This is a genomic window from Bacteroides graminisolvens DSM 19988 = JCM 15093 (assembly GCF_000428125.1).
Taxonomy (GTDB): Bacteria; Bacteroidota; Bacteroidia; order Bacteroidales; family Bacteroidaceae; genus Bacteroides; species Bacteroides graminisolvens.
Genome location: NZ_KE386628.1, coordinates 17,032 through 42,641, shown reverse-complemented (window position 1 = coordinate 42,641; position 25,610 = coordinate 17,032). Strand labels below are relative to the sequence as shown.

The window sequence follows — 25,610 nt, the reverse complement described above, 5'->3', positions numbered from 1 at the left end:
ATATTTCCGGTTATTCACCTTTGTTGTGAACAACCGGATTTTTTTTATGTTATCACTAATTAAAAGACAAAACCAAAAGTATGATTCAACGAATAATGGCCATTCTGGCCGTAGCACTGATAGTGCCCGACATTTATATTTATAAGATGTTCATTGTGCGACTCACCGACAGCTTGTTGTGGCGGTGTTTGTATTTCGTTCCTTCCATTCTGTTACTAACCGGACTGGCTCTGTTATTTTTCTTCGGAAGCAGTAGTTTCCTGGAAGACCGCGGACACTGGATGGGCTGGTTTGCAGTGGTGTTTTTCCTGTTTGTACTGCCTAAGCTTCTTTTCATGATCATCTCGCTGTTAGGATTGCCCTTCCATGTTCTGCTGGATTGGCCCAAAACTCCGTTTACCCTTTTAGGCATAGCAGTTGTCGCCCTGTTGGCAGGTATTATTGTATACGGATCGGCCATTGGTAAAACGCGCTTTGAAGTTAAGGAAGTCGACTTCCACGCAAGCAACTTACCCGCTGCATTCAACGGCTATCGCATCGTTCAGTTATCTGACATACATATCGGAAGCTGGAGGGGCAATGAAGAAGCCATGCAGGAAGCAGTAAACCGGGTGAATGCGCTGGAACCGGATCTCATCGTGTTCACGGGCGATTTGGTTAACCACAAAGCCTCCGAATTAGATGGCTTTCAGGATATACTCTCACAGTTGAAAGCCAAAGACGGTGTCTATTCTATCTTGGGCAACCACGACTACGGTCCGTACTTCCGCTGGAAAAGTAAGACCGATCAGGCCAAGAACCTCCGTCAATTACATGAAAGGCAAACGGAAATGGGCTGGAAAATGCTCAATAATTCGCATGTTATTCTACACAAAGGGAACGACAGCATAGCCCTGATAGGTGTGGAAAACGAAGGTGAACCTCCCTTTTCTCAGCACGGTGACCTGGTGAAAGCCATGCAGGGCACCGAAGGTATGTTCCAATTGCTACTGAGTCACAACCCCACTCATTGGCGAAGAGAGGTGCTCTCACAATCAGACATTGAACTGATGCTGGCCGGACATACGCACGGTATGCAAATGGCATGGGGAAACCATTCGCCTTCCTCCTTCATTTATCCCGAATGGAAAGGGATGTATAAAGAAGGAGAACGCGGACTCTATGTGAACCTCGGACTGGGTTTCGTTGGACTGCCATTCCGTTTTGGCGCCTGGCCTGAAATTACCCTCCTTACCTTGCAACAAGGAAGTGCTAAATAAATAACAAGAAGCCGGATTCGGGTTAACCAACAACCCGAATCTGGCTTCTTCCGTTAACCGACTTATGCACTTGTATCTGCACAGAAATTCGTTCACTCATTTCCTGCACGTGTGAAATCACGCCGATCTTGCGTCCCTGCATCTGCAACATTTCCAAAGCCTCCATGGCCATACGCAAACTTTCTGCGTCCAGCGAACCAAATCCTTCGTCAATAAACAAAGACTCAACCTGCAAATTATTGCTCGATAACGAAGAAAGTCCCAACGCCAACGCCAGCGAAATAAGGAAAGACTCCCCGCCCGAAAGCGAATAAACCGTACGCACTTCATCGCACATATCGCCATCAATAACTTGCAGGGCAAGCGAATCGGGTACCTGTTGCAAACGATAGCGGCGCGACAAGTACGACAAATGTTTGTTGGCATGCAACAAAAGCAAATTCAACGTATACCCCTGGGCAATTACCTTAAACTTATTACCATCCGCACTACCAATCAACTTATTCAGTTTCTCCCACTTCAAGAACGAATTTTGCTTTTCAAGCAATTCCTTTTCCAGCTCCTGCAAACGCTTTTGGTTTTGCTCGTGCTGCAACAGTTTCAGTTCAACTGCGGAATGGGCACGATCATTTTCCTGATTAACCTCTTTCTGCCGTTCCAGTATTCCGGGCAATTGCTCCGGTTCTTCAATCAGACTTTTTTTCTCATTCAGCTCCTTCAACATATCCGACAAGCGGCGAATTTCCCCCTGAATGCCAGACAAGACGAGCTTGCCGTTTTCCAATTCCCCCCGGCACTTCTCCAATGCATCAACCAACTTTGCCTCGTGACTCTTTACCGCTGCCACCGCATCCTCAATCGGTTTGCCTTTGAGCAAAGAAGCACGTTGCTGCTGAAAGTCCTTCAAATTTTTATCAGCCTGGTTAAAACGTTCCTTCTCCCTTTCTTCCGTTTGCTTGAGCAAGGCAAGACGTTCACTCACTGCCTGCAACTCCTGCATTTTCAACTTACCATCGCCAATAGCCTCTACAAGCACCTCGCACTCTTTGTGCAAAGAAGCCGTAGCCTCCTCTTGTTGCCGCAACTCCTTATTAATCGTTTCGTATTCCTGAACCTTACGGTTTATCTCCTCCCCGCGCTTGCGACATTTTTCCAAAGCCACTTCCAGCCATTGCAACAGGTCGGCTTCGTCACCGGCCTTTTCCTTCCATGCACTCAATTTCAGGGAACACTGTTTTTCCTGCTCCTGCAAACGAGCCGTTTGTGCAGCAACCGTTATCTCTTGTTCGGTAATTTGCTTCAGTTCACCCAAAAGAGCCGATTTCTTATTGCCAATTTCCTGTACCTTCTTTTCTTCCTGTTGGTACTTTTCCTGAATACTCAAAAAAAGTTTATCCAAGGCCTCCGAAGGTTGTTCATAAGGATGTTGGCGACTGCCGCACACCGGACAAGGCTCTCCTTCAAGCAAATTGGCACGCAAGGCTTCCACATTTTGCGTCATGGCATTGCGGGCGTTTTCATACACCTTTTGTAAACCGGAAAAAGACTCCTGCCATACGCGATGCTGTGTTTCCAGTTCGGCCACATCCTCACCTGCCTTTTGTTTGCGAGCCTTTAGTTGATTCTGTTGAAGCATTAACTCCCGCAACTCCTTGCTCACCCTTTCCCAATCGGTAAAGGTATGGCGGGCCGACTGTAATTGCTCTTGCTCTTTCAGCAACACCGCTTGCTCACTACCAAGCGCTTTTATATCGAAAACAGCCAGCTGATTCTTTATCTTTTCGGCAGACTCCCGCTGCTTCAGTAACACCTGTCGCCCAGTTTGCAACAGAGCTTCCGCCCGATTCAATGCTTCCTGCATTCGGTTACCGGTGGAGACAGAAGATAATTCAGAAGAAGGAATTTGTTCGGCAACTCCCCCATCGGTAACACCTGCGGACATCTTTGCCAAACGTTGACGCAAGCCCTGCGCCTGCAACTGACCTTCCAGACCGGCAACCAACTGCTGCTTTCCGGCCACCTGCCTTTCCGCTTCCTCCCTTTCCCTGCAAGCCTTCTGCAAAGAAGCCTGCACCTCGGTGAAAGTCAGGTTTGCCGACTGAATCTTCACGTCGAGCTCCCTCGCCGCGTTCAGTTCCGGTTGCAACTCCTCCACCTTTTGACGGAACACATCCAACTCCGTCCGCTGCTTGTCGAACCCTTCCTGCAAAGCAACCAACTTCCGTCCCTGCTCACTCTCTTCCTTTTGTTTCTGAGCCAACAAAGTCTGCTGGCCAACAAACGCCTGCAACGTTTGCAACTGTTCCGTAAGCAAAGCCAACTGTCGCACCCCCTGCTCCCTGACAACGGTGAGTTCCTGCTTTTGTTTCACACACGCCTCCCACTCTTCGGGCTTCATCAGTTCAACCAGCCCCAGCGTTTCCTTCACCCGTTTGTAAGCCTCTTCCTCCAGCTTGCTACGCTGGTAAATCTCTCTGGAAATGCGCGAATAAATATCCGTTCCCGTCAACTTCTCGAGCAGTTCCGCCTTGGCCGATTCCTTAGACTTGAGAAACGTGGCAAAGTCGTTTTGCGCCAATAACACCGTGCGGGTAAACTGCTCGTACGTCAGTCCCACTAATCCGGCCAGCTGTCCCAACACCTCCGTTTTGGTACCCTGCAACTCCGTATCCGTATCCAAATCACACGCCTGAATGGTTTGCGCCTGCAACGAACCCGTAGCCTTCCCCCGCGCCCGGCGAACCGACCAGCGCGAGCGATAACGACGACCCGTAGCACCCAGAAAGTCGACCTCCGCATACCCTTCACCCGTTCCCCGGCGAAGAATGTTGCGCACATCCGACTGGTTAATCATCGCCTCCCCCACATCACGGAGGAACTGATTCTCACCCGTGGCAGCAAAGCGCGGTGTTTTGTCGTACAGCGCCAGACAAAGCGCATCGAGCACAGTCGACTTCCCCGCACCTGTAGGTCCCGATATGGCAAAGATTCCGGCCGAAGCCAAAGGTTCCGCAGTAAAATCCACCTCAAAGCTTCCCTCTATGGAAGCCAAATTCTTCAAACGTATGGCTAATATCTTCATGTCAATTTCCTCAATCCTTACTCATTATCATTCAAATCCGTCAGCCGGCACGCCTCCTGAAACAATTCAACCATCTCCTTGGGCATATCCGTTTGATACGTCTTTTCGAAAGTCGCCTTCAATATCTGCAACGGATCCATCGCCTCCAGTCCTTCTTCCACCACCTTCTCTTCGGAAGCCGAAACGGACTCTTTCCGGTAAGACGAGACAATCCGCGCCAATCGCACCTGCTTGTCTTTCACCAACTCCTCCACCTCATTCCGAAACATCGGCTCAGGCTCAGCCAGTAACACCTTTATTTCCAGATACGGAGCCGGCAACTCCTCTTCACGCGGAGGCAGAGAACTCAACAACTCCAGCACCTCCCCGGGAGAAACAGCCTCACCGGACGGCACGCTCAACAAAGACACCAACGGATGGTAAGACAACTTCTCGATAGCTTGCAGCTTGCCATCAGCCAATGTGACCAGCACCGCCCCGTGGTGGTAGTTGCGTTCGGCAAACGACATGGGGAGCGGACTCCCGGCATAGCGCACATGCTCCTTGCCCGACACCCGTTGCGCCTTGTGAATATGCCCCAATGCCGTGTAAGCAATCCGCTCATCGAACACATCGGGCGACACACACTCCAATCCGCCAATAATCGTTCGCTCGCTATAATCCTTCTCGGCAATCTCAGAGCCAACCGCCTGCAAGTGCCCCACCGCCACCAATGCCTGGTTCTCCGTTTGACGAAGAGCAGCACATTGCACCAGCTCCTGATAGAACATCCGCACCCCGGCGGCATACGTATTCTCAGCACCTTCGGGCACAACATAGTCGCCCTGCCTCAAAAACGGCACCGCCAAACACAAAGCTTCCACCTCACCGCGGGCATTTTTCAGTTCCACAATCAAGTCATCGTACAAAGGTTTGCCTTCCCTTTTGGGCACCACACCCTTAATTTCCGTCCGCATTTCCTGCAACAAAGGCAGCGGAGCCTCCAGTCGCGCTGCCGAATCGTGATTTCCCGCCACAACAACCAGTTGCAAAGCAGGGTTCTCCGTTGTAACCCTGCTCACAAACCGGTAAAACATGCGTTGCGAAGCCGCCGAAGGATTCGACACATCGAATACATCGCCCGCAATGATCAACACATCCACGTCGTGTTGGCGGATCGTGTCACACAACCAGTCGAGAAAATGCAGGTGCTCATCCGTGCGGTCATAACCAAAGAAACTTTGTCCCAAATGCCAATCGGCCGTATGCAGTATGCGTATCATAATGATTTATGTGTTTTCAAACTAAACATCACTTGCAAAAATAACGAATAAAAAGAAAGGGCTGCAAATTGCAGCCCTTTAAAATCAAGAGATAAGTGAAACTTATTCTCCGAAATAACGGTTGTAAAGACCTTCGAAGCCCTTTCCGTGACGAGCCTCATCCTTACACATTTCGTGTACGGTATCGTGAATAGCATCGAGGTTCAACGCCTTTGCACGAGTAGCGATACGTTTTTTGTCTTCGCAAGCACCTTGTTCGGCATCTTTGCGTTTCTGAAGATTTGTTTTGGTGTCCCACACACAGTCACCCAATAACTCAGCAAACTTAGAAGCATGCTCAGCTTCTTCCCACGCATAACGTTTGAATGCTTCAGCAATTTCGGGATAACCTTCACGGTCGGCCTGACGGCTCATAGCCAAATACATACCCACTTCGGTACATTCGCCCATGAAATGATTGTTAAGGTCCTTAATCATTTCTTCGTCGCAACCTTTAGCCACGCCAATTACGTGCTCGTCGGCAAAAGCCATAGGACCGCCTACAGATTCAACCACCTCAACGAATTTGCTTGCAGGAGCTTTACAAAGCGGACATTTCTCGGGAGCTTCATCACCTTCGTGTACGTAACCACATACGGTACATCTAAATTTCTTTTTCATTTCTCAGAATTTTAATTAATTAGTCATTATTATTTAAGCAGTTCTTACAGAACCCTTTATAGTAGTAGTGCATTTCATTTACCTCATGCCCGTCAATCACATTGGGCATCACTTCTTTAACAGGTGCCGGTATGGCCAAGTCGTATATCTTCCCGCAACATTTACACATAAAATGTGTATGCGGAGTCGTATCACCGTCAAAACAAACATTTCGCTCATCAATGGTCAACATTTGTGCTGCTCCGTGCTCAACAAACAACTTCAAGGTATTGTACACCGTTGTTTTTGATAAAGTAGGAATTGACAGCGCCAGCGCATTGTACACCTCGTCGACCGACGGATGGCTCTTGTACTCCAGCAAATATTGCATGATGGCCATACGCTGAACGGACGGTTTTATATTGTATTGCAGCAAATGAGCGGTTATGTTTATCATGTCACGCAATTGTAATCATTACAAACTTGAATCTTATGCAAAGGTAACAAAGAGATTGAATAAACCAAAGAGTAAACAACTCTTTTTGGTGTGTTACGTAACATGAAAGACGATGTATTTCTGCTTTGAAGAACAAGTATGAATTATATTTTTTATTTTTGCAGTACGGAAACGATACGGGCAGCAATGCCTTATAATAAAGAGAATATGGTAAACTACGGATTTGTGAAGGTAGCGGCTGCAATACCTCAGGTGAAGGTGGCCGACTGTAAATGGAATGTTTCGCGCATTGAACTTCTCATCAAGGAGGCCGAACAGCAAGGGGTACAGATGATTGTATTTCCCGAACTCAGCATTAGCGGATACACCTGCGGTGATTTGTTTGCCCAGCGACTGATAACGGAAGAGTCGGAAATGGCGCTGATGATGCTCCTGAACAACACCCGTCAGCTCGACATAGTATCTATTGTAGGTATGCCTTTGGGCGTTAACGCCACCCTGATCAATGCGGCCGTAGTGATACAGAAAGGTAAAATACTGGGCGTTGTACCCAAGACCTACCTGCCCAATTACAAAGAATATTACGAGCAGCGTTGGTTCACCTCGGCTGCCCAACTGGTTGAAACGTCCGTACGCCTTTGCGGAGAGATGGTTCCCCTGGGCACTCACCTGCTTTTCGAAGCCTGCAACACCACCTTTGGCATTGAGATTTGCGAGGACATGTGGGCTACCGTTCCGCCTAGTTCTCATTTGGCTTTGCAGGGTGCGGAGATTATCTTCAACCCATCGGCCAGTAACGAATGCATCGGCAAACATGCATACCGTTGTTCACTCATCAGCCAGCAGTCGGCCCGCTGCCTGGCAGGCTACGTTTACGCTGCCTGCGGATTCGGCGAGTCGAGCACCGATGTTGTCTTTGGCGGCAACGGACTGATTTACGAAAACGGTAGTTTGCTGGCAGCAAGCGAACGCTTTGCGCTGGGCGAACAGCTTACCGTCAGCGAAATTGATGTGCAACGACTGCGTACCGAACGCCGCATGAACACCACTTTTGCCGCCAACCGTGCCAATCTGGGCATCGGAGCGGCTACACGCATTCAAGCCGGACTGATGAACAGCAAGGAACTACACCTCACCCGTCGCTTTGTACCTCATCCTTTTGTTCCGCAGGGTACAGCACTCAATGAACGGTGCGAAGAGATTTTTGCCATTCAGGTAGGCGGACTGGCTCAACGTTTGCACCATACTTCTCTGACCAAAGTGGTAGTGGGCATATCGGGCGGACTGGATTCTACGCTGGCTCTGCTGGTTTGTGTCAAGACATTCGACAAGCTGGGGCTTTCCCGCGAAGGAATCGTGGGGGTTACCATGCCCGGATTCGGCACCACCAACCGTACTTACAACAATGCGCTGGCATTAATGAAATCACTCGGTGTGAGCATTCGGGAGATAGATATTAAAGCAGCCTGCATACAACACTTTGAAGACATCGGGCACGACATCGAGGTGCACGACGTTACCTACGAGAATTCGCAAGCCAGAGAGCGCACACAGATATTGATGGACGTAGCCAATCAGGTAAACGGACTGGTCATCGGCACGGGCGACCTTTCGGAACTGGCTTTGGGATGGGCTACTTACAACGGCGACCACATGTCAATGTATGCCGTGAACACCAGCATTCCCAAAACACTGGTGCGATACCTGGTGGAATGGGTGGCAACTCATGGTGTTGACAATGACTCGCGCAACACACTTCTCGATATTATCGACACGCCCATCAGCCCGGAACTGATTCCGGCCGACGAGAACGGTAACATCAAACAAATAACGGAAGACTTGGTAGGACCTTACGAACTACACGACTTCTTCCTCTACTATTTTATGCGATTCGGCTTCCGCCCCTCGAAAATATTCTATCTGGCCATAGCTGCCTTTGAAGGAATATATGACCGTGACACCATCAAGAAATGGCTGCACACGTTCTTCCGCCGTTTCTTCTCCCAACAGTTCAAACGTTCGTGCCTGCCCGACGGGCCGAAGGTGGGAAGCATCTCCATCAGTCCCCGAGGCGACTGGCGCATGCCGAGTGATGCCTCATCCGCCGGCTGGCTGGAAGAGATCGAAGCGTTGAAGTAAAACAACTCTTTGTTTGAAGGCAGAGATAAACAAAAAACAAGGTAATGCAATGTTGTAAGCCGAGACTTACAACAAGCATTACCTTGCCAGTGATTGTTTTGAAAACGACTATTTAATAAACCCAATTAAAAAGCTCAAGGTTGTGGAACAACATCATTGGTTGTTGTGGCATACAGGCCCACTAAGCTGCCGGTAAATCCTCCTGCCACATCGGTAGAAAGAATATCGCCCGACACGGTGCCGCCAAGATTCACAAAATCGCCTTGATTCAAAGCGTAAGCAAACTGATACTTATCGCCCACGGCTTTTACTTGCAACTGAACCGGTCCGTCGAGACTGATCTTCTGACTTGCAATGACAGCCGACTTTCCTCTGGCCGTGCGCTCCAGCACCACATAGAAATCCTTATCCATCTTGGTAATTCCGAATACATAATTAAATGATTCTTTCTGATAACAAACCAATCCGGCCAGTTCCTGATTTGATTGCGGTTTGTAGCTAAGCGTGGTGGTAGCCGAGAAATGTCTGTGTTGTTGGCGGTAAAAAAGAGTAGACGTAGGTTTCAGCTCTTTGATGTTAGCAGCAAACGGTTTGATTTCCATTCCTTTACTGCTGATGCTCACGAACTCTTCGCGCGGGCCTCTCACACCAATCCAGCGATAATCAAGAGCCGGGTTGGTAAAGTTATCGGTAAAAGTAAAGTTACCGTTGGGCATGAACCCGTCTTTTCCGGTCTTGTTCTCAACTCCCTGAGGCATTTTAAGCTTCGGTTCCATCGGGATCAATCCGTTTTCAAAGACAGGAAACTCACCGCTCCAGTCAACCGGCAATATAAATGTTTCGCGGCCCGTATTCACTCTCTTCTCTTCGTTGGGACGAACAGCGAGGAATACACCGTAATATTTGCCTTCGGGAGTCTGCACCAAATCGGCATGACCCGCCCAGTCGACCATATTCTTCCTGTCTTTCGCCAAGTATCTTTGCGAAAGAATGGGGTTATTGGCTGCCGGCACATAAGGACCTTTGGGTGAATCGCTCACGAAAATCACCTCACTGTGCCAACCGCCTGTACCGCCCTCGGCACACATCAGGTAGTACTTTCCGTCCTTTTTATAAATATGCGGTGCTTCAATCCAGATAGGCTTCTTTGAAAGATCTACCCCACCGTTTACAATTACCTTATCGGTTCCGGGAATAATAGCATCTTTCTCTACATCATACTCCCATATTTTGATGACACGGTGACCTTGATATAAGTCCTTTTCGGGTGCATCATTGTGTATCACGTATGCTTTGCCGTTATCGTCAAAGAAAAGAGACGGATCAATTCCATTGAAAGCCAGTTTCACCGGATCACTCCAACCTTTCATCGGATCTTTTGTCTTCACCACAATGTTACCGAATCCGCCGGCAAACTGTGTGGTAATCATATAAAACGTATCATTGTTCGGGTTGTACTTAATATCGGGCGCATACACACCGGCACTCATAGGCGTGTCGTGCACCTTGAGTTGTGAAGTACGATCGAGCACATGCCCAATTTGTTTCCAGTTCACCAAATCTTTGGAGTGAAAAATGGGCACTCCGGGGAAGAAAGCAAAAGAAGAGCAGACCAGGTAGTAGTCGTCACCTTTGCGGGTGATGCTGGGGTCTGGATAACATCCTTGCAGAATGGGGTTGTAAAACTCACCGGCAGCTAACGGATGGTTCTTGTAAACGTCATCGTCGCCTTGGTATACAAATTGAGAGAAAAGAGGGCCTTTGGCGCTCTTGCCCGACTTCGGTTTGCTTTTACCATACACTGATGGAACGGAACTGAAAGCCGTAAGCATAGCCAATGCCAACAATAGTAATTGTCGCGTTAAACCAAAAGGATAAGTACATTTCATATTCATCATAAAACAATGATAAGATTTAAAAATTGATTTAATTATCTGGGAAACAAAATTAGAAGATTCTAACCTACCCTTATTGTTATTTTGTTTCAGATACCTTTTCCCACGTAACAAACACACTGATTTATGTTACATATTCTTGTGTACAGAAAACATAAGGCCTTTGGAGGGGGACTTTTGATTCAATAAGGTAGATGAAATGATGATTATGTAGAATAGGAGGCCGACTAATAATTAAATAAGAAATTATATCAGCTTAAGGAAAAATTAAGAAGAAATTAAGCCTATCTTAAGACTCCTTTATTTCTCTTGCTTTACTTTTGCATCATTAATATAAAATTAAAAACAAGAAAAATATGAAAGTATATTTAGTTTATTTCAGTCCTAGCGGAACCACGCTGCGCACCCTTGAAAATATAGTTAAAGGTATGGGCAATGTTGAGGTGATACGAATTGACATGTCCAAGCCTAAAAATAGGGATAAACAATACATTTTCTCTGAAGATGATATCGTGCTATATGGAACAATTACCGCAGCTCTTTTATTTACTCCTAATAAAGAAATTTTTGCTAATATTACAGGAAATGGCGCTAAGTTTATTGGCGTTGCACAGTTTGGCAACGGTTATTACGGTGTGACTCTAAAACAACTTCAACAGCGAGCTGTCAAACAAGGCTTCCAAGTAGTAGGTCTGGGAGCATTTATTGGACAGCATTCTGAAAACAGTGAAGTGGCCAAAGGACGACCCGATGAACAGGATGCAAAGATTCAGAAACAGTTCGGACACGACATTATGCAGAAAATCCTGAATGGTAATTATAAGCTAGAACAAAGACCTAAAATTGGTTGGTCAATATCACCACTCTACAATCTCATTGTATTTTCCCGATTATTCCAATTAAGCAAAGATTATGAAATTCCCGCCTCCTTAAAGTTGAAGGAAATTAACGAGGATAAGTGTGTTGAATGCCGTATCTGCGAACATGGTTGCCCAACTCAAGCTGTCAGCATTAAAAACAAAAGTATAGATACCGAGAAATGTATTTCCTGTTTTCGCTGTATTAATTGTTGTCCGAAAGGAGCTATCCGTTCCAGTAGTAAAACAATGAATAATATCGTAGAAGACTTTGGCAACAGAGTTGGCAAAAAAAGACGAATGGAACCCACCATTATACTATAAAATATCAGTATAAAAAGTCTGCCCTCCATAAAGTATGATGTGAGTATTGTTTCTATTGTACTTTTTGTTAATTTTGTTATATGAAGATTTTAATTATTGAAGACGAACCCGGTATCTATAGTTTCCTGCAAGAAGGATTAAATGACGAGGGCTACGAAACAATCGTTGCAAGTGACGGTAATGAGGGTATAGAACAATTTTGGTTGTGTAAACCCGACTTAGTGTTGCTTGACTGGATGCTTCCTACAATAGACGGTATGGAAGTATGCAACCGCATACGAAAAAATGACATCGAAACGCCTGTGATTTTCCTTACGGCAAAAGACACTGTTCAGGAAACAATTCAGGGATTACGAGCAGGAGCCAACGACTATATCAAAAAGCCCTTTTCATTTGACGAATTATTAGAACGGATCAAAATTCACTTCCGTAATCGCAGTAACGATAATCTGCTAAAACTAGCTGACATCAATATGAACCTTACTGCACACAAGGTTCTGAAAGATGGCAGAGAGGTTCAGTTGACTGCTCGCGAGTTCAATCTATTAGCCTACTTGATACAGAAGAAAGGACTAATAATCACGCGTGATGAAATTATACGCGATGTATGGGGTATTGATTTTCAGTATGATACAGGGGTAATTGATGTCTTTATGAACGCTCTTCGGAAGAAACTTGATATCAAATCTGACGGGCCTATCAAGACTATTCGAGGTGTAGGCTTCATAGCAAACGACTAATATGAAAAAAAAACAGAATTTTCAAAATCAAATTGCTCGCAGGATTATTATCTACGCAGGTTTTTGTTGTGTCGTAATTTGCTTATTACTCTTAGCTGTATTTGCATTAAAGCTACATCAGGCAATGAACCAGCAGATAGACTTTGCTTTCTTTGAGAAAACACTGACAGAAATACTTCTGGTAATATGTATTGGCTGCACAGTAACGTTTATAGCACTTTACTTTATTGCTCGTAGTGTGGCAAACAAAAGCATTGAGCCGCTTAAACAGGCATTGAATAGAGAAAAGTCTTTTACCAGCTATGCATCTCACGAGTTCCGAACACCTCTTGCTGTACTCAAAGGATCAATGGAAGTGCTTATACGAAAGCCCCGCACTGTGGAGGAATATGAGAAGAAAATAAAGGAAAACATACAAGTTGTAGATGGTATGAACACAATGGTTAATAACCTGCTGACTCTGACACGACTAGAAAGTGATAAAGTAAAGCTAAACAACACCGATTGCTCTGTAAAAGAAATACTTACAGAGGCTTATTCTAATTATGTCGACGCTATCATCAAAAATAAACTTCACATTAGCCTAACTGTCAGTCCTGATGACCTCATTGTGAATGTCGACAAAAATTCAATGCTCATCATCCTCAATAACATTCTTTCTAATGCTACAAAATACTGCAATCCTAAAGGCTACATAAGTTTACGTGCCTATAGAAAAGAAAAGCATGTCATTATTGAAATTGAAAACACAGGCAAAGGTATCAGTAAGGAAGAAACTGCACTTGTATTTAACCAGTTTTATCGGTCCATAGCAAACGGCCAGCAAAAAATACAGGGTTATGGATTAGGACTAGCTATTGTGAAGCGTTTTACTGAAATCATCGGTGCCAATGTAGAGATAGAAAGCGATATAGAAGGTACAACTATTCTACGCATAATATTATCTCAAAAGTGATTTTTCTTTTGAAATCCCTATTAATAGTAACAGGCAATTCTAAAAAACCATTCGTTTGAAAGTATTGATACACTTCTCGAAAACTTCTATCTTTTATATTTTCTGCTCGAACTATTTTAGCAGATAACGGACTTGGCAAATTTTTAATTTGCGCCATCATAGAACCTGTACTTATCAATACCAGGAGAGCTAAACAATATTTCTTTATCATGTATTTCATTATGATGAATAAGGAGGAAAATATGGCAGCTCATTATTAGATTCCTTCACCTTTTTGGTATTCTTTTCATGATCGTATGTATGATACATTATGGGATCTTTTACCTTTTTACCTTCCGAACCTTCTTCATGATAATAAAATTCGATATCAATGAGATAGATTTTACGTTCGTTATTAATTAGAAAGTATCCTCCGGACAAAACATAACGGGCTATCTCTGCAAATTGAGGTAGTAAATCGTCTTCTTCACCATTAACTCCATGAAAAGAAGAAAGTATATTATACAAGCTATTGCCTCCCATACATTATTAGTATTACAATTTAAAACTTAACAAATAAAACATGCTAATAACTAGAATCAGTCACCTTCTTCATTAATACTTAGTACTTTTTTAATTTCTCTGAACGGCTTTTGCATTGCTCTTTCTAGATTTATAATGTTTACTTCCATAAACGACAAAGCTTTATTCCAATCTTCAGGCGTATAAATATTAACGCCATTAAGAGTATAAGATACTTGACTGCTGATTTTCGTATCGTTACGTTTCCATTCAAGCTCATGTCCAAATTGTTTCTCTATGGAATCCTTATCTTTTATAAGTTCATCGTATAGTTTCTTGTTTTCTTCTTTGTTAGATCTTGCAAATTCAATCTGAACTGCTGCATAATCTTTCGTTATGACTAAACAATATCGCACCCCGCTAATACCTGTTCCGCCTGAATTCAACCAATGATCTTTAGCAGGACTAACATTTTGATAAATAGAAGTTTTACCTTTAAGTTTAGGTAGCAGTTTACTCCAGAATTCAAGTCTTAATTTATGCCTATCTTTCATTCCCTCCTGCGTAGAAATTTCTTCTTGCATTTTATCGGCCATACTAATAACAAAGTCTTCCGTATCCTTAGTTGGGATGATTTGTTCCATCGTTAAAAACAACTGATCATTTAATGCAAATGGGGTCGCTTTGAAACATTGTATTCTTAGCTTATAATCTAAGAGCCAAAGTACATTAGAAGTAACCTCTTTTCTGAAATTAGCAGCAACTATTACAACTCGCTGGGATTGACGTTTATTAAGGGAAAGATCTTCATATTCCTGTTCAAAGAAATCAGCGAGATTTTCTTCTGCTTTTTCTCCAAATTTCTCTTTATCCAAGAAATCTTGATAGATATTACGTATTTGTTCTTTATTCAAAGTTGAGCAATATGAAGCATATTTCAAGACTTGCCACGTAACATCTCGTCCAGTGTCATCTAATTTATTTTCTATTATCACCAGGTTTCCTTCCTTATCAAGAGCCAATAAATCCAAACGTTCATTCGTATCGTTAAATCCATTGAATTCTTTTTGTATTATCAGTAATTCTTCTCCTAAAGCGGTGGGTTGATGAGCTAACCATTCTTGTAAATGTTTCCTCTCTTTAAATCCAAGTTCAGAAAAGGTTTTCTTTTCAAGTTCCTTTATTCTATTCTGAGTTTTATCTATCAAATACATTATAATATTAGATTTATGACAACACTTAATTTGCTATTATACAAAGTTAGACAAAATTATCGAAAGAGGAATCAACATCATTAGGCTAAAGTTTCGATTTATTCTTATTTTGTTGTAACTCGTTGAATGCCATTCAGCAAGTTACGTTCAGTTCTCCCTAATCATCCACCTCGAAGCCGCTTTAAATCATTTCCGAATGCTTACAAACAGGGTAAAACTTGTCAAGAGCAACTTTATATATTATTAACTAACCAGAAGTCGTGCGCAAGTGATCAGGAAGAATTGGGCAAAACATAACCAACTTTTTGAAAAACATAACGGCCGATTGGAAAAAGATAACGAGCAATTTCAAAAGAGAAACCGTCTTTTGGGTCATGACAAACCGTCTCTTGGCCGTGAGACGGTTTGTCGCGGACCTTTTGCTACCGTGCAAATGGGAATAAGCAACCGTCCGGGAGAAAAAATGAACCGTGCAAAACGAAAAAAGGCAGGAGTTGGAGCTCCTGCCTTTACGCCTATAATAAATTGAATGTACTATAGGATTATGTTGACAAAGATAATACATTATATAACCAAAGTCAAGTGTTTGGCCTTTTATTTTATCTTTTAATTCGCCTAAAGCACGCCTTTGGAACTGGGTAGTTCAAAGTTATAAATATCTCGCCTGATGGCCATCTTCAAAGCACGCGCCAGCGCCTTGAAGATTCCCTCAATCTTGTGATGTTCATTCTGTCCCTCGGCTTTGATGTTCAGGTTCATGCGGGCGGCATCGCTCAGCGATTTAAAGAAATGCAGGAACATTTCCGTAGGCATCTCACCAATCTTTTCGCGGTGGAACTCGGCATCCCATACCAGCCACGGGCGACCGCCAAAGTCAAGACATACCTGGCACAAGCAATCATCCATAGGCAAAGCATAACCGTAACGCTCAATGCCACGCTTGCTGCCCAGCGCCTGATACAAACAATCGCCCAATGCAATGGCCGTATCCTCAATGGTGTGGTGCTCGTCCACCTCCAAATCACCTTTCACGTTGATGGTTAGATCCATGCCCGAGTGCTTACCAATCTGTTCCAGCATGTGGTCAAAGAAACCCAGTCCGGTAGTGATGTTGCAATTCCCGTGCCCGTCGAGATTCAAGGAGACCGCTATATCCGTTTCCTTGGTTGTGCGGCGCACTTCCGCCTTGCGCTCACCGGCAAAGAGGAACTCCGCTATCCGATCCCAGTTGGTTGTTGCCAAAGCGCAGACCGCCTCAAGTCCTTTCTCCCGAAGAGATTCCGTAGAATCTTGCAGGAAGATGGCCCGACAGCCGAGGTTGCGAGCCAGCTCCACATCCGTAGCCCGATCGCCAATCACGAAACTTCCGGCTAAATCATAATCATCATTATTGAGGTAGGCAGTCAGCATGCCCGTGCGCGGCTTACGCGTCGGCGCATTGTCGGCCGGCATACTGCGATCAATCAATATATCATCGAACACAATGCCCTCGCCTTCCAACGTTTTGAGCATCAGGTTGTGCGCCGGCCAAAACGTCTCCTCGGGAAAAGAAGCCGTGCCCAGTCCGTCTTGGTTCGTTACCATCACAAATTCAAAGTCGAGCTTGCTGCGAATGAAGCTCAGGTTTCGAAACACCTTGGGATAAAACTCCAGTTTCTCCAGCGAATCCAGCTGATAATCAACGGGCGGCTCCACTACGAGCGTGCCGTCTCTATCTATAAACAGTACTTTTTTCTTCATATCATGAAACGATTAATTGCCGTAAACCTGCAAAGCCTCCAGCAAAGTTTTGTTTTCGGCCGGCGTGCCCACCGTAACGCGCAGGCAGTTGCCGCAAAGAGAAATGGAACTGCGGTTGCGCACAATGATGCCCTTTGCCACCAGGTAATTGTAAATGGCACTGGCATCGGTTACGCGTGCCAGGAAGAAGTTGGCATCCGACGGGAAAATCTCCTTCACACAAGTCAGTGTAGAGAAAGCATCCATCAGTCGGCCCCGCTCCGCTATCAGTTCCTTTACCCATCCCTCAATCTCATCGTATCGTTGTAACATGCTCAGCGCCTGCTGTTGTGTTAGCTGATTCACGTTATAGGGATACTTTATTTTATTGAAGATGCTGATAATCTCTGCCGAAGCAAACGCCATGCCCAGACGGATGGCTGCGCAACCCCATGCCTTCGAGAAGGTTTGAAACACCACCAGATTGGGGTATTTATCGAGCTGTTGCAAGAAAGAAGGGGCCGACGAGAAGTCGTTGTACGCCTCATCGATAATAACCAGTCCGCTGAAAGCTGCCAATGTCTTTTCTATTTCCGAGCGAAGCAAATCATTTCCTGTGGGGTTGTTGGGCGAGCAGAGAAAGATGAGTTTAGTATGTTCGTCGGTCGCTGCCAGCAGTGCGTCGGCCGTAAACTGAAACGCATCATCGAGCAACACCTTGCGGTACTCCACGTTATTCACATCCGCACACACTTTATACATGCCGTAAGTAGGATCAATGGCCACTACGTTGTCCACTCCCGGTTCACAAAAAGCGCGAAAGACCAAGTCGATTGCTTCGTCGCTTCCGTTTCCCAGGAAGATGTTCTCGGCCTTCACCTGCTTGATTCGGGTCAGTTCTGCCTTCAAATCACGTTGAAGCGGGTCGGGATAGCGGTTGTGCGGCAGGTTGTACGGGTTTTCGTTGGCATCGAGAAAGACCGATGCTGCGGCTCCGTTGTACTCGTCGCGCGCGGAAGAATAGGGCTTTAATGCCCATATATTGGGACGTGTCAGTTCTTTTAATGTCTTCATCGTTTGGCTGATTTATTGTTTCCTTATACTGTTTAATCGCACGGTAACGGCATTTTTGTGTGCATCGAGCTGTTCGTTGGCCGCCATGACTTCGATGGCCGGTCCGATGGCACACATGCCCTGCGGCAATATCTCCTGAAAAGTAATCTTACGGATGAAGCTGTCGAGGCTCACTCCGCTATATGCCTTGGCGTATCCGTTGGTAGGCAGGGTGTGATTGGTGCCCGACGCATAGTCGCCTGCGCTTTCGGGCGAGAGCGGACCGAGGAACACAGAACCGGCATTGGTCACTCGTTCTGCCAATTGGTGGTAATCGGTTGTTTGAATGATGAGGTGCTCGGGGGCGTATTCGTTGGTCATCTGCAAGGCTTCTTCCGTATCCTTCACCACAATCAGCTTGCTGTTTTCGAGGGCTTTGGCGGCTATGTCACGACGGGGAAGGTAGCCCAACTGGCGTTCTACCTCGTACATCACTTCTTTTTGTAGCTTCTCTGAAGTGGTGATGAGCAGGGCCTGACTGTCTGCACCGTGCTCTGCCTGCGACAGGAGGTCGGCCGCTACAAAGACGGGGTTGGCGGTTTCATCGGCCAGCACTTCTACTTCTGAAGGGCCTGCGGGCATGTCAATGGCTACGTCGCGCAAACTCACCAATTGCTTGGCAGCGGTAACGTATTGGTTGCCGGGACCGAATATCTTGTATACTTTCGGTATGCTTTCTGTTCCGTATGCCATGGCGGCAATGGCCTGCACTCCTCCGGCTTTGTAGATTTTGCTCACTCCTGCCACACGTGCGGCAAAGAGTACGGCGGGGTGTATTTTCCCGTCTTTTCCCGGGGGACTGCACAGAACGATTTCTTTGCATCCGGCCAGTTTAGCGGGAACGGCAAGCATGAGTACGGTAGAAAATAGCGGTGCGGTGCCGCCGGGTATGTATAAGCCTACTTTCTCAATGCCCACTGCCTTTTGCCAGCAAGTAACGCCTTCCATGGTTTCCACCTTTTTGCCGGTGAAGCGTTGGGCAGCGTGAAACGTCTCTATATTCTTTTGTGCCAGGTAGATGGCTGCTTTCAGCTCCACTCCCACAGCCTCAACGGCTTCTTGCATCTCTTCTTCGGTTACGGCCAGCGAAGCAAGCTCCACTTTGTCGAACCGGGCTTCGTAGTCGAGCACCGCCTTGTCGCCTTCGGCTCTCACTCTATCGATGATGCTCCGAACGGTATCGAAGAGGTTTTCCGTGTCGAGTGCCGGGCGGCGGAGTATCTCGGCCCATTGTTCCCTCGGGGGATAGTTAATCAGTATCATAACAGTTGGTTTGACGGGGGGTTACAAAATCATCTTTTCAATGGGTAATACCAGAATACCTTCGGCGCCAAGGGCTTTGAGCTTGCCGATGATTTCCCAGAAACGTTTCTCGTCGAGCACAGTGTGCACCGAGCACCAGCCTTCTTGTGCCAGAGGCATCACCGTGGGACTCTTCATTCCCGGCAGTACGTCAATAATTTCATTGAGTTTTTCTTTGGGGGCGTTCATCAGCACGTATTTCTTATCTTCTGCTGTTTTCACTGCGTCCATACGGAAAAGCAATTCGTTGAGCACTTCTTTCTTCTCTTCGCTCAGCTCTTTGTTGGCAATAAGCAGTGCTTCCGACTTCATAATAACTTCCACTTCCTTCAACCGGTTGCTCACCAACGTAGAACCCGAACTAACGATATCGAAAATAGCGTCGGCCAATCCGATGCCGGGTGCCACTTCAACCGATCCGGTAATAACGTGCACTTCGGCTTTGATGCCGTTGGCCTGCATGTGTTTCTTGAGGATAACGGGATAAGAAGTCGCTATTTTCTTGTTATCAAACCATTGCAAACCGGGGTAATCAATGTCTTTGGGAATAGCCAGCGAGAGGCGGCACTTGCTGAACCCCAAACGTTTAATGATTACCGCGTCTTCTTCCTTCTCTACGTACTCGTTTTCTCCCACAATGCCGATGTCGGCCACACCGGTTGCCACCGATTGGGGAATATCATCGTCACGAAGGAATAAAACTTCTACGGGGAAGTTGGTCGACTGCACCAGCAGGGTGCGTTTGGAAGAGCTTAACTTGATGTCCGACTCTTCGAGAAGAGCCATTGTTTCTTCGAAAAGACGGCCTTTGGCCTGTACTGCAATTCTTAACATAATTCTATCTTTTTCTAATTTATATTACCTATGGGAATAAAAAAAGGCTCACCTTACCGGCAAGCCTTACTATATCATTTCTAGACAAAATCATACACGCCCACCGAGTTATTCGCCAGGAGAATGATGATGATGTGTAGTTGTATATCTCATATTTCTATTGTTTACAGCGACAAAATTAAAGCATTTCTTTTAAACCACCAAAGATTTATCACAAAAATCATTTATTTAATGAGGAATCGTTAGTAAATAGGGGTAATTCTAGCTCTTTGTCTTCTACATCGCAGCCGTGGAAGTGCATTTCCTTCGCTTTTTCTTGCGAGAAAGTGAAATAAGTGCAGAGTGCTTTGGTGCATACCTCTCCTTTCTGGTTATAAAGCTCGGCCTCCACCAATATAATATTGCGTTTCTTTTCGCTGATGCGTGCGCGCAATAGCACGTACTCATCTGTAGTGTCGACCGATTTGAGGTAACGAGTCTCCATCTTGGAAGTGACACCGGTCGTTTGCAGCTTGCGCAGAATAGTCCATGCGCAGATTTCGTCGAGCAAAACCGACTGTATGCCTCCATGCAATGTATTAATCCAACCTTGATAATTGGCTTGCAGATGCCATTGGCTCACAATATCGTCTCCGTCTTCGTAAAATTCCATTTTCACACCTACGGGGTTAGCGGGGGCACAACCAAAACAATTGTATCCCTCTTTTCCTTTCCAGGGGTTTATAATCTTCTTCATGTTATGTTGTATTTAAACTGGCTGTATTGCAAAAGTAAACATATTTATTTAACAAAAGCAGAAATGCCCGACCAAAGTTTATCTGGCCGAGCATTTCTGTTTTCTGATAGGTAACCGAATATTTATTTCTTTCGGTAGTTATCTAGTCCTGTTCGGAGGAAGTCTACATATTTGCTGATGTCTTCATCGTATGCATACGATTTGTTCAACGGCTTTCCTTCGTTATCAATCAACACATAGAACGGTTGGGCATTGGCACCAAACTTCACGCGTTGCAGGTAACTCCACCGGTCGCCCAATGTGCGCAGCGTACGTTCGGTTCCGTTTTCCGTCACCTTAATCGGCTCGGGCAGTTTGGTTTTGTTATCCACGTACAACGTAATCAGCACGTAATCGTTCTGAATCAAGTTACTTACCGTTGGGTCTGTCCACACAGCCAACTCCATTTTACGACAGTTCACGCATCCGTATCCGGTAAAGTCGAGCATCACGGGCTTGCCGTTTCGGCGGGCATACTCCATGCCTGCGTCATAATCGTCGAACTTAGCATGTACTTCGTTTGTATAGAGGTTAAAGTCCTGTGTTTTCAAGGGTGGCGAGAAGGCGCTGACTGCTTTAAGCGGTGCGCCCCACAAACCGGGAACCATATACATGGCAAAGGCAAGCGAAGCCAGAGCCATAAAGAAACGGGGCACGCTTACGCGGGTGTCGTCGTCGTCATGCGGGAACTTGATTTTGCCCAGCAAGTAGAATCCCAACAGGGCAAAGAGCACAATCCACAATGCCAGGAAGGTTTCACGATCCAAGATTCCCCAACCGTAAGCCAGGTCGGCAACGGAAAGGAACTTGAGTGCAAAGGCCAGTTCCAGAAATCCCAAAGTGACTTTGATGACATTCATCCATCCGCCCGATTTAGGCATGGACTTCAACCACGAAGGGAAGAGGGCGAAAAGCGTAAACGGCAGAGCCAATGCAATGGCAAAGCCCAACATTCCGATAGCGGGCGCTACAATGCTGCCGGTTGTTGACACCTGCACCAATAGAAAACCAATGATGGGACCGGTGCAAGAAAACGAAACCAGCGACAAGGTAAAGGCCATCAGAAAAATACTCAGCAAGCCACTGGTAGCCTCAGCCTTACTGTCAACCGCGCTGCTCCAACGAGAGGGTAACGTTATTTCGAAGGCTCCGAAGAAAGAGGCGGCAAAGACCACCAACATGAGGCAGAAGAGGATGTTGAACACGGCATTGGTCGACAATGCGTTCAAGGCACTGGCACCGAAGATCAGCGTGATAGCTAATCCCAGCGTTACGTAAATAACCACAATAGAAGCACCGTACGTCCACGCATCGCGAATTCCTTTTTTCTTGTCCTTACTACGTTTGAGGAAAAAGCTTACCGTCATAGGAATGATAGGCCACACGCAGGGAGTAAACAGTGCGAGTAGTCCGCCCAGAAAGCCGGTAATGAAAATGTAAATCCACGACATGTCTTGTTGCGATGTGGTTTCGCCAAAAGCATGCAATTCATTGATAACAGGCGCCCAAAGATCGGTAGTTCCCACTGCAACGGCAGCAACGGAGCTGCTGTCATTTACGTTCTTCAGTGAGTCAACGTTCAGCGCAACAGTAGCAGCAGCTGCTTCATCGGTGGCTTGCGTGGTTTTATCGGCCGCTGTAGTCGATGAGGTTTGCGCACCACCTTCTACGCCCTTACCCGAAAACTTGAAAGGAACTTGTGTGGGGGGCAGACAACTTTCGTCGTCGCATGCGCCGTACTCCAGGTATCCTTCTATGTGGTAAGTAGCACCGGTAATCTTTACTTTCTGCACAAACTGAACGGCGTGCGAAAAGTAACGCACCTGCATTTCAAACAGTTTATCGAAGGTACTTATTTCTTTTCCCTTTGCCTGAAACTTACCCACAGGCTGAACGCCTTGTTGCTTATCTACATTGAACGTAGCCGATATGGGACCGCCATCGGGCAGATTGGTTGAATATACATGCCAGCCGTTGTCAATGGTACCCGAAAATATGATTTCGGCTTCGGTTGGCGATATACTTTTAAAGGAGGTTTTGAACTTCACCGGTTCTTTGATCTGCGCTTGCAGGTTCAAAGCGGCCAGGGTGAAGACAAACAACCACAAACAGATTTTCTTCATACTTTTATCGTCTAATGATGTATTGAGAATCTAGAACTCATAATCTACACAAGCGCGGTTCAGCTTCACATCGGCCAATAGTTTACCTGCGGCCACATGATCAGGATGAACAGCGTATGTTTTCACGTCTTCCAGCGAATCGAACTCACTGTACAAGGCAATGTCCCATGCTTCGGCCGGATTCACATTGAGTCCCACCTCTATCTTTCGTATCACAGATATCTTAGCAGGAAGGGCTTCAATCGCTTCTTTGAATTGATTCATCACTGCTTGTTTCTCAGTAGCCGGAAGTTCTTCTTTCAGCTTAAATAATACAATGTGTTTAACCATACGTTGTTATTTTATGAATTGTTTTTATCTTTGCATGATTTGATTACACAAAAGTAATCCATATTGTTCATATACACACCATCAACGAATGTTAATAATAGGAATAGCGGGCGGAACCGGTTCGGGAAAAACCACTGTAGTACGCAAAATAATAGATAGTTTGCCCAAAAATGAAGTAGTGCTTTTACCACAAGATTCATACTACAAAGACAGTAGTCATGTGCCGGTGGAGGAGCGCCAAAACATTAACTTCGACCACCCCGACGCTTTCGAATGGAGCCTGCTCTCCAAACACGTGTCTCTGTTGCGCGAAGGAAAAAGCGTTGAACAGCCTACTTATTCGTATCTTACTTGTACGCGCCAACCCGAAACCATACACGTTGAACCGCGCGAAGTAATTATCATAGAGGGAATTCTCGCTTTGTGCGACAAGAAGTTGCGCAGCATGATGGACCTGAAGGTATTTGTTGATGCCGATCCCGACGAACGCCTGATTCGTGTGATTCAACGGGATGTCATTGAGCGCGGGCGAACGGCCGAAGCTGTGATGGAAAGATATACACGGGTGTTGAAGCCCATGCACATGCAATTCATTGAGCCTTGCAAAAGATATGCTGACCTGATCGTTCCCGAAGGGGGGAACAATAAAGTCGCCATTGACATTTTAACCATGTACATCAAAAAACATTTGTAGCGCATGCGTATAAAAGTAGTTCGTTTTACCTTTCTCTTTTGCCTGGCGCTCCTTGTGCTGGCTTCTTGCCGCAAGGGGAACCGGGGTACGGATGAAGTAACATACGACCTGCCTCAAATGAAAGATAGCGGTGAACTGGTGGTGCTTACCTTATACAGTTCTACTTCTTATTTTATTTATCGCGGTCAGGAGATGGGGTTTCAGTACGAACTCAGTGAGCAGTTTGCCAAGAGCTTGGGACTGAAGTTACGCATTGAAGTGGCTCGTAATGTTCCCGATTTGGTACGAAAGCTACGCAACGGTGAGGGCGACATGATTGCTTACAACTTGCCCATCACCAAAGAGCTGAAAGATAGTGTAACTTATTGCGGTGAGGAGGTAGTTACTCATCAGGTTATTGTGCAGCGGGCAGGCGGAAAGGGTAAAGTTCTCACTGATGTGACTCAGTTGGTAGGAAAAGAGGTGTACGTGAAACCGGGCAAGTATTTCGACCGGCTGACGAACTTAAACAAAGAACTGGGTGGAGGCATCAAGATCAGAAAGGTGGAGGCCGACAGTATTACTGTGGAGGATCTTATCACGCAGGTTTATCAGGGGAAGATCGATTACACGGTTTGCGACAATGATCTGGCCCGACTGAATACAACTTATTATCCTAATTTAGATATCCGCTTGCCTATAAGCTTTGACCAGCGGGCATCATGGGCAGTTCGAAAAGAGTGTCCGTTACTAGCCGAAGCAGCCAACAAATGGCACAAAGAGAATTTGACCTCACCGGCTTACAATGCCAGTATGAAGCGCTACTTTGAAATCAGCAAAAGCATTATTCACTCTCCTATTCTATCGCTTCGGGAAGGGAAAATCTCTCATTTCGATAAGTTGTTTAAGAAGTATGCAAAGGAGATTGACTGGGATTGGCGTTTGCTGGCTTCTTTGGCGTATACGGAGTCAAACTTCGACACAACGGCTGTGTCATGGGCGGGTGCTCGGGGATTAATGCAGCTGATGCCCGTCACCGCGCGGGCCATGGGACTTCCTCCGGGGAAAGAATCTAATCCCGAAGAGAGCATCAAAGCGGCAGTGAAGTATATTGATGCAACCAATCGTGCCTTGAAAGTTATACCCGACAAAAAAGAACGTATTAAGTTTATTCTGGCTTCCTACAATGCCGGACTCGGACATATTTCGGATGCCATGGCGTTGGCACGCAAATACGGAAAGAACGAACTGGTATGGGAACATAACGTTGAAAAGTTTATTTTGCTGAAAAGCAATGAAGAATACTTCACCGATCCTGTTTGTAAAAACGGATACTTCCGTGGCATTGAAACGTACAACTTCGTACGCGACATTCTAAGCCGGTACGAAGTGTACAAACAAAAAATCAAAAAATAAA

The 25,610-nt window shown here is 45.8% G+C and carries 22 protein-coding genes and 2 pseudogenes; 8 read left to right on the top strand and 16 right to left on the bottom strand.

Annotated elements, in window-relative coordinates; translation table 11 throughout:
• The first annotated feature begins 80 nt into the window (after positions 1–80).
• Positions 81–1,259: a metallophosphoesterase gene (locus C511_RS0115470; RefSeq protein ID WP_024996776.1), complete on the top strand. Its 1,179-nt coding sequence runs from the start codon at positions 81–83 to the stop codon at positions 1,257–1,259.
• Between the two features lie 22 nt (positions 1,260–1,281).
• On the opposite strand, the gene C511_RS0115465 is transcribed toward C511_RS0115470, so the two are convergent.
• The 4 genes from C511_RS0115465 to C511_RS0115450 all read right to left on the bottom strand — a co-directional run bounded on the left by C511_RS0115465 (position 1,282) and on the right by C511_RS0115450 (position 6,699).
• A complete protein-coding gene (locus tag C511_RS0115465) occupies positions 1,282–4,341 on the bottom strand; it encodes an AAA family ATPase (protein ID WP_024996775.1) in 3,060 nt (1,019 codons plus the stop codon).
• Positions 4,342–4,358: 17 nt separating this feature from the next.
• Entirely contained in the window at positions 4,359–5,603 is a 1,245-nt protein-coding gene (locus C511_RS0115460) for an exonuclease SbcCD subunit D C-terminal domain-containing protein (RefSeq protein ID WP_024996774.1), read from the bottom strand.
• A gap of 102 nt (positions 5,604–5,705) precedes the next feature.
• Complete coding sequence (locus C511_RS0115455; RefSeq protein WP_024996773.1) at positions 5,706–6,263, bottom strand: NADH peroxidase; 558 nt, start codon at positions 6,261–6,263, stop codon at positions 5,706–5,708.
• 19 nt (positions 6,264–6,282) lie between these two features.
• On the bottom strand, positions 6,283–6,699 hold the full coding sequence (locus C511_RS0115450; protein WP_034782729.1) for a Fur family transcriptional regulator: 417 nt from the start codon (positions 6,697–6,699) through the stop codon (positions 6,283–6,285).
• A gap of 207 nt (positions 6,700–6,906) precedes the next feature.
• Here C511_RS0115450 and C511_RS0115445 point away from each other — a divergent pair, with 207 nt between their 5' ends.
• Positions 6,907–8,838: an NAD(+) synthase gene (locus tag C511_RS0115445; protein ID WP_034782776.1), complete on the top strand. Its 1,932-nt coding sequence runs from the start codon at positions 6,907–6,909 to the stop codon at positions 8,836–8,838.
• A 134-nt stretch (positions 8,839–8,972) separates the two neighbouring features.
• Here C511_RS0115445 and C511_RS0115440 read toward each other — a convergent pair whose 3' ends face one another.
• A complete protein-coding gene (locus C511_RS0115440; protein ID WP_051260552.1) occupies positions 8,973–10,670 on the bottom strand; it encodes a glycoside hydrolase family 43 protein in 1,698 nt (565 codons plus the stop codon).
• Positions 10,671–11,089: 419 nt separating this feature from the next.
• Here C511_RS0115440 and C511_RS0115435 point away from each other — a divergent pair, with 419 nt between their 5' ends.
• From C511_RS0115435 to C511_RS0115425, 3 genes are all read left to right on the top strand, one after another.
• A complete protein-coding gene (locus C511_RS0115435) occupies positions 11,090–11,914 on the top strand; it encodes an EFR1 family ferrodoxin (protein WP_024996770.1) in 825 nt (274 codons plus the stop codon).
• 80 nt (positions 11,915–11,994) lie between these two features.
• Positions 11,995–12,654 carry a response regulator transcription factor gene (locus C511_RS0115430; RefSeq protein ID WP_024996769.1) on the top strand — a complete coding sequence of 220 codons (660 nt, stop codon included), beginning with the start codon at positions 11,995–11,997 and terminating at the stop codon, positions 12,652–12,654.
• 124 nt (positions 12,655–12,778) lie between these two features.
• The gene (locus C511_RS0115425; protein ID WP_024996768.1) at positions 12,779–13,609 is read left to right on the top strand and encodes a sensor histidine kinase; all 831 of its coding nucleotides are present in this window, start codon (positions 12,779–12,781) and stop codon (positions 13,607–13,609) included.
• Here the strand turns inward: C511_RS0115425 and C511_RS17635 are convergent.
• From C511_RS17635 to C511_RS0115415, 3 genes are read right to left on the bottom strand one after another with little or no spacing between them, the layout of a single operon-like run.
• Positions 13,578–13,820, bottom strand: a complete 243-nt coding sequence (locus tag C511_RS17635) for a hypothetical protein (protein ID WP_148297733.1) — start codon at positions 13,818–13,820, stop codon at positions 13,578–13,580. The two genes, C511_RS0115425 and C511_RS17635, sit on opposite strands and share 32 nt — an antisense overlap.
• Before the next feature lie 8 nt (positions 13,821–13,828).
• Positions 13,829–14,131: a hypothetical protein gene (locus C511_RS0115420; protein WP_024996766.1), complete on the bottom strand. Its 303-nt coding sequence runs from the start codon at positions 14,129–14,131 to the stop codon at positions 13,829–13,831.
• Positions 14,132–14,187: 56 nt separating this feature from the next.
• Positions 14,188–15,324: a DUF4268 domain-containing protein gene (locus tag C511_RS0115415; protein ID WP_024996765.1), complete on the bottom strand. Its 1,137-nt coding sequence runs from the start codon at positions 15,322–15,324 to the stop codon at positions 14,188–14,190.
• Positions 15,325–15,649: 325 nt separating this feature from the next.
• Here C511_RS0115415 and C511_RS0115410 point away from each other — a divergent pair, with 325 nt between their 5' ends.
• The gene (locus C511_RS0115410; RefSeq protein WP_148297732.1) at positions 15,650–15,853 is read left to right on the top strand and encodes a hypothetical protein; all 204 of its coding nucleotides are present in this window, start codon (positions 15,650–15,652) and stop codon (positions 15,851–15,853) included.
• 86 nt (positions 15,854–15,939) lie between these two features.
• Here C511_RS0115410 and hisB read toward each other — a convergent pair whose 3' ends face one another.
• The 8 genes and pseudogenes from hisB to C511_RS0115375 form a co-directional block, all read right to left on the bottom strand.
• Positions 15,940–17,064 carry a bifunctional histidinol-phosphatase/imidazoleglycerol-phosphate dehydratase HisB gene (gene hisB / locus C511_RS0115405; protein ID WP_024996763.1) on the bottom strand — a complete coding sequence of 375 codons (1,125 nt, stop codon included), beginning with the start codon at positions 17,062–17,064 and terminating at the stop codon, positions 15,940–15,942.
• A 12-nt stretch (positions 17,065–17,076) separates the two neighbouring features.
• Positions 17,077–18,117 carry a histidinol-phosphate transaminase gene (gene hisC, locus C511_RS0115400; protein WP_024996762.1) on the bottom strand — a complete coding sequence of 347 codons (1,041 nt, stop codon included), beginning with the start codon at positions 18,115–18,117 and terminating at the stop codon, positions 17,077–17,079.
• Between the two features lie 12 nt (positions 18,118–18,129).
• Positions 18,130–19,419 carry a histidinol dehydrogenase gene (gene hisD, locus C511_RS0115395; protein WP_024996761.1) on the bottom strand — a complete coding sequence of 430 codons (1,290 nt, stop codon included), beginning with the start codon at positions 19,417–19,419 and terminating at the stop codon, positions 18,130–18,132.
• Positions 19,420–19,440: 21 nt separating this feature from the next.
• Positions 19,441–20,292, bottom strand: coding sequence for an ATP phosphoribosyltransferase (gene hisG / locus C511_RS0115390; RefSeq protein WP_024996760.1), 852 nt, complete (start codon positions 20,290–20,292; stop codon positions 19,441–19,443).
• A gap of 220 nt (positions 20,293–20,512) precedes the next feature.
• Positions 20,513–21,028 carry a PaaI family thioesterase gene (locus C511_RS0115385; protein ID WP_024996759.1) on the bottom strand — a complete coding sequence of 172 codons (516 nt, stop codon included), beginning with the start codon at positions 21,026–21,028 and terminating at the stop codon, positions 20,513–20,515.
• Positions 21,029–21,150: 122 nt separating this feature from the next.
• Positions 21,151–22,581: pseudogene (locus C511_RS0115380) on the bottom strand (protein-disulfide reductase DsbD family protein); the annotation flags it as partial.
• Positions 22,582–22,740: 159 nt separating this feature from the next.
• Positions 22,741–23,190: pseudogene (locus tag C511_RS18605) on the bottom strand (protein-disulfide reductase DsbD domain-containing protein); the annotation flags it as partial.
• A gap of 30 nt (positions 23,191–23,220) precedes the next feature.
• Positions 23,221–23,520 carry a Dabb family protein gene (locus tag C511_RS0115375; RefSeq protein WP_024996758.1) on the bottom strand — a complete coding sequence of 100 codons (300 nt, stop codon included), beginning with the start codon at positions 23,518–23,520 and terminating at the stop codon, positions 23,221–23,223.
• Positions 23,521–23,608: 88 nt separating this feature from the next.
• Here C511_RS0115375 and udk point away from each other — a divergent pair, with 88 nt between their 5' ends.
• Entirely contained in the window at positions 23,609–24,214 is a 606-nt protein-coding gene (gene udk / locus C511_RS0115370; RefSeq protein ID WP_027318374.1) for a uridine kinase, read from the top strand.
• A 3-nt stretch (positions 24,215–24,217) separates the two neighbouring features.
• Entirely contained in the window at positions 24,218–25,609 is a 1,392-nt protein-coding gene (locus C511_RS0115365) for an MltF family protein (RefSeq protein ID WP_024996757.1), read from the top strand.
• Position 25,610 lies beyond the last annotated feature (1 nt).

Bases quoted from the DNA above. Each gene is read 5' to 3' on its own strand.
- C511_RS0115470 (WP_024996776.1), top strand. From the start codon at position 81: ATGATTCAACGAATAATGGCCATTCTGGCCGTAGCACTGATAGTGCCC.
- C511_RS0115465 (WP_024996775.1), bottom strand. From the start codon at position 4,341: ATGAAGATATTAGCCATACGTTTGAAGAATTTGGCTTCCATAGAGGGA.
- C511_RS0115460 (WP_024996774.1), bottom strand. From the start codon at position 5,603: ATGATACGCATACTGCATACGGCCGATTGGCATTTGGGACAAAGTTTC.
- C511_RS0115455 (WP_024996773.1), bottom strand. From the start codon at position 6,263: ATGAAAAAGAAATTTAGATGTACCGTATGTGGTTACGTACACGAAGGT.
- C511_RS0115450 (WP_034782729.1), bottom strand. From the start codon at position 6,699: ATGATAAACATAACCGCTCATTTGCTGCAATACAATATAAAACCGTCC.
- C511_RS0115445 (WP_034782776.1), top strand. From the start codon at position 6,907: ATGGTAAACTACGGATTTGTGAAGGTAGCGGCTGCAATACCTCAGGTG.
- C511_RS0115440 (WP_051260552.1), bottom strand. From the start codon at position 10,670: ATGCTTACGGCTTTCAGTTCCGTTCCATCAGTGTATGGTAAAAGCAAA.
- C511_RS0115435 (WP_024996770.1), top strand. From the start codon at position 11,090: ATGAAAGTATATTTAGTTTATTTCAGTCCTAGCGGAACCACGCTGCGC.
- C511_RS0115430 (WP_024996769.1), top strand. From the start codon at position 11,995: ATGAAGATTTTAATTATTGAAGACGAACCCGGTATCTATAGTTTCCTG.
- C511_RS0115425 (WP_024996768.1), top strand. From the start codon at position 12,779: ATGAACCAGCAGATAGACTTTGCTTTCTTTGAGAAAACACTGACAGAA.
- C511_RS17635 (WP_148297733.1), bottom strand. From the start codon at position 13,820: ATGATAAAGAAATATTGTTTAGCTCTCCTGGTATTGATAAGTACAGGT.
- C511_RS0115420 (WP_024996766.1), bottom strand. From the start codon at position 14,131: ATGGGAGGCAATAGCTTGTATAATATACTTTCTTCTTTTCATGGAGTT.
- C511_RS0115415 (WP_024996765.1), bottom strand. From the start codon at position 15,324: ATGTATTTGATAGATAAAACTCAGAATAGAATAAAGGAACTTGAAAAG.
- hisB (WP_024996763.1), bottom strand. From the start codon at position 17,064: ATGAAGAAAAAAGTACTGTTTATAGATAGAGACGGCACGCTCGTAGTG.
- hisC (WP_024996762.1), bottom strand. From the start codon at position 18,117: ATGAAGACATTAAAAGAACTGACACGTCCCAATATATGGGCATTAAAG.
- hisD (WP_024996761.1), bottom strand. From the start codon at position 19,419: ATGATACTGATTAACTATCCCCCGAGGGAACAATGGGCCGAGATACTC.
- hisG (WP_024996760.1), bottom strand. From the start codon at position 20,292: ATGTTAAGAATTGCAGTACAGGCCAAAGGCCGTCTTTTCGAAGAAACA.
- C511_RS0115385 (WP_024996759.1), bottom strand. From the start codon at position 21,028: ATGAAGAAGATTATAAACCCCTGGAAAGGAAAAGAGGGATACAATTGT.
- C511_RS0115375 (WP_024996758.1), bottom strand. From the start codon at position 23,520: ATGGTTAAACACATTGTATTATTTAAGCTGAAAGAAGAACTTCCGGCT.
- udk (WP_027318374.1), top strand. From the start codon at position 23,609: ATGTTAATAATAGGAATAGCGGGCGGAACCGGTTCGGGAAAAACCACT.
- C511_RS0115365 (WP_024996757.1), top strand. From the start codon at position 24,218: ATGCGTATAAAAGTAGTTCGTTTTACCTTTCTCTTTTGCCTGGCGCTC.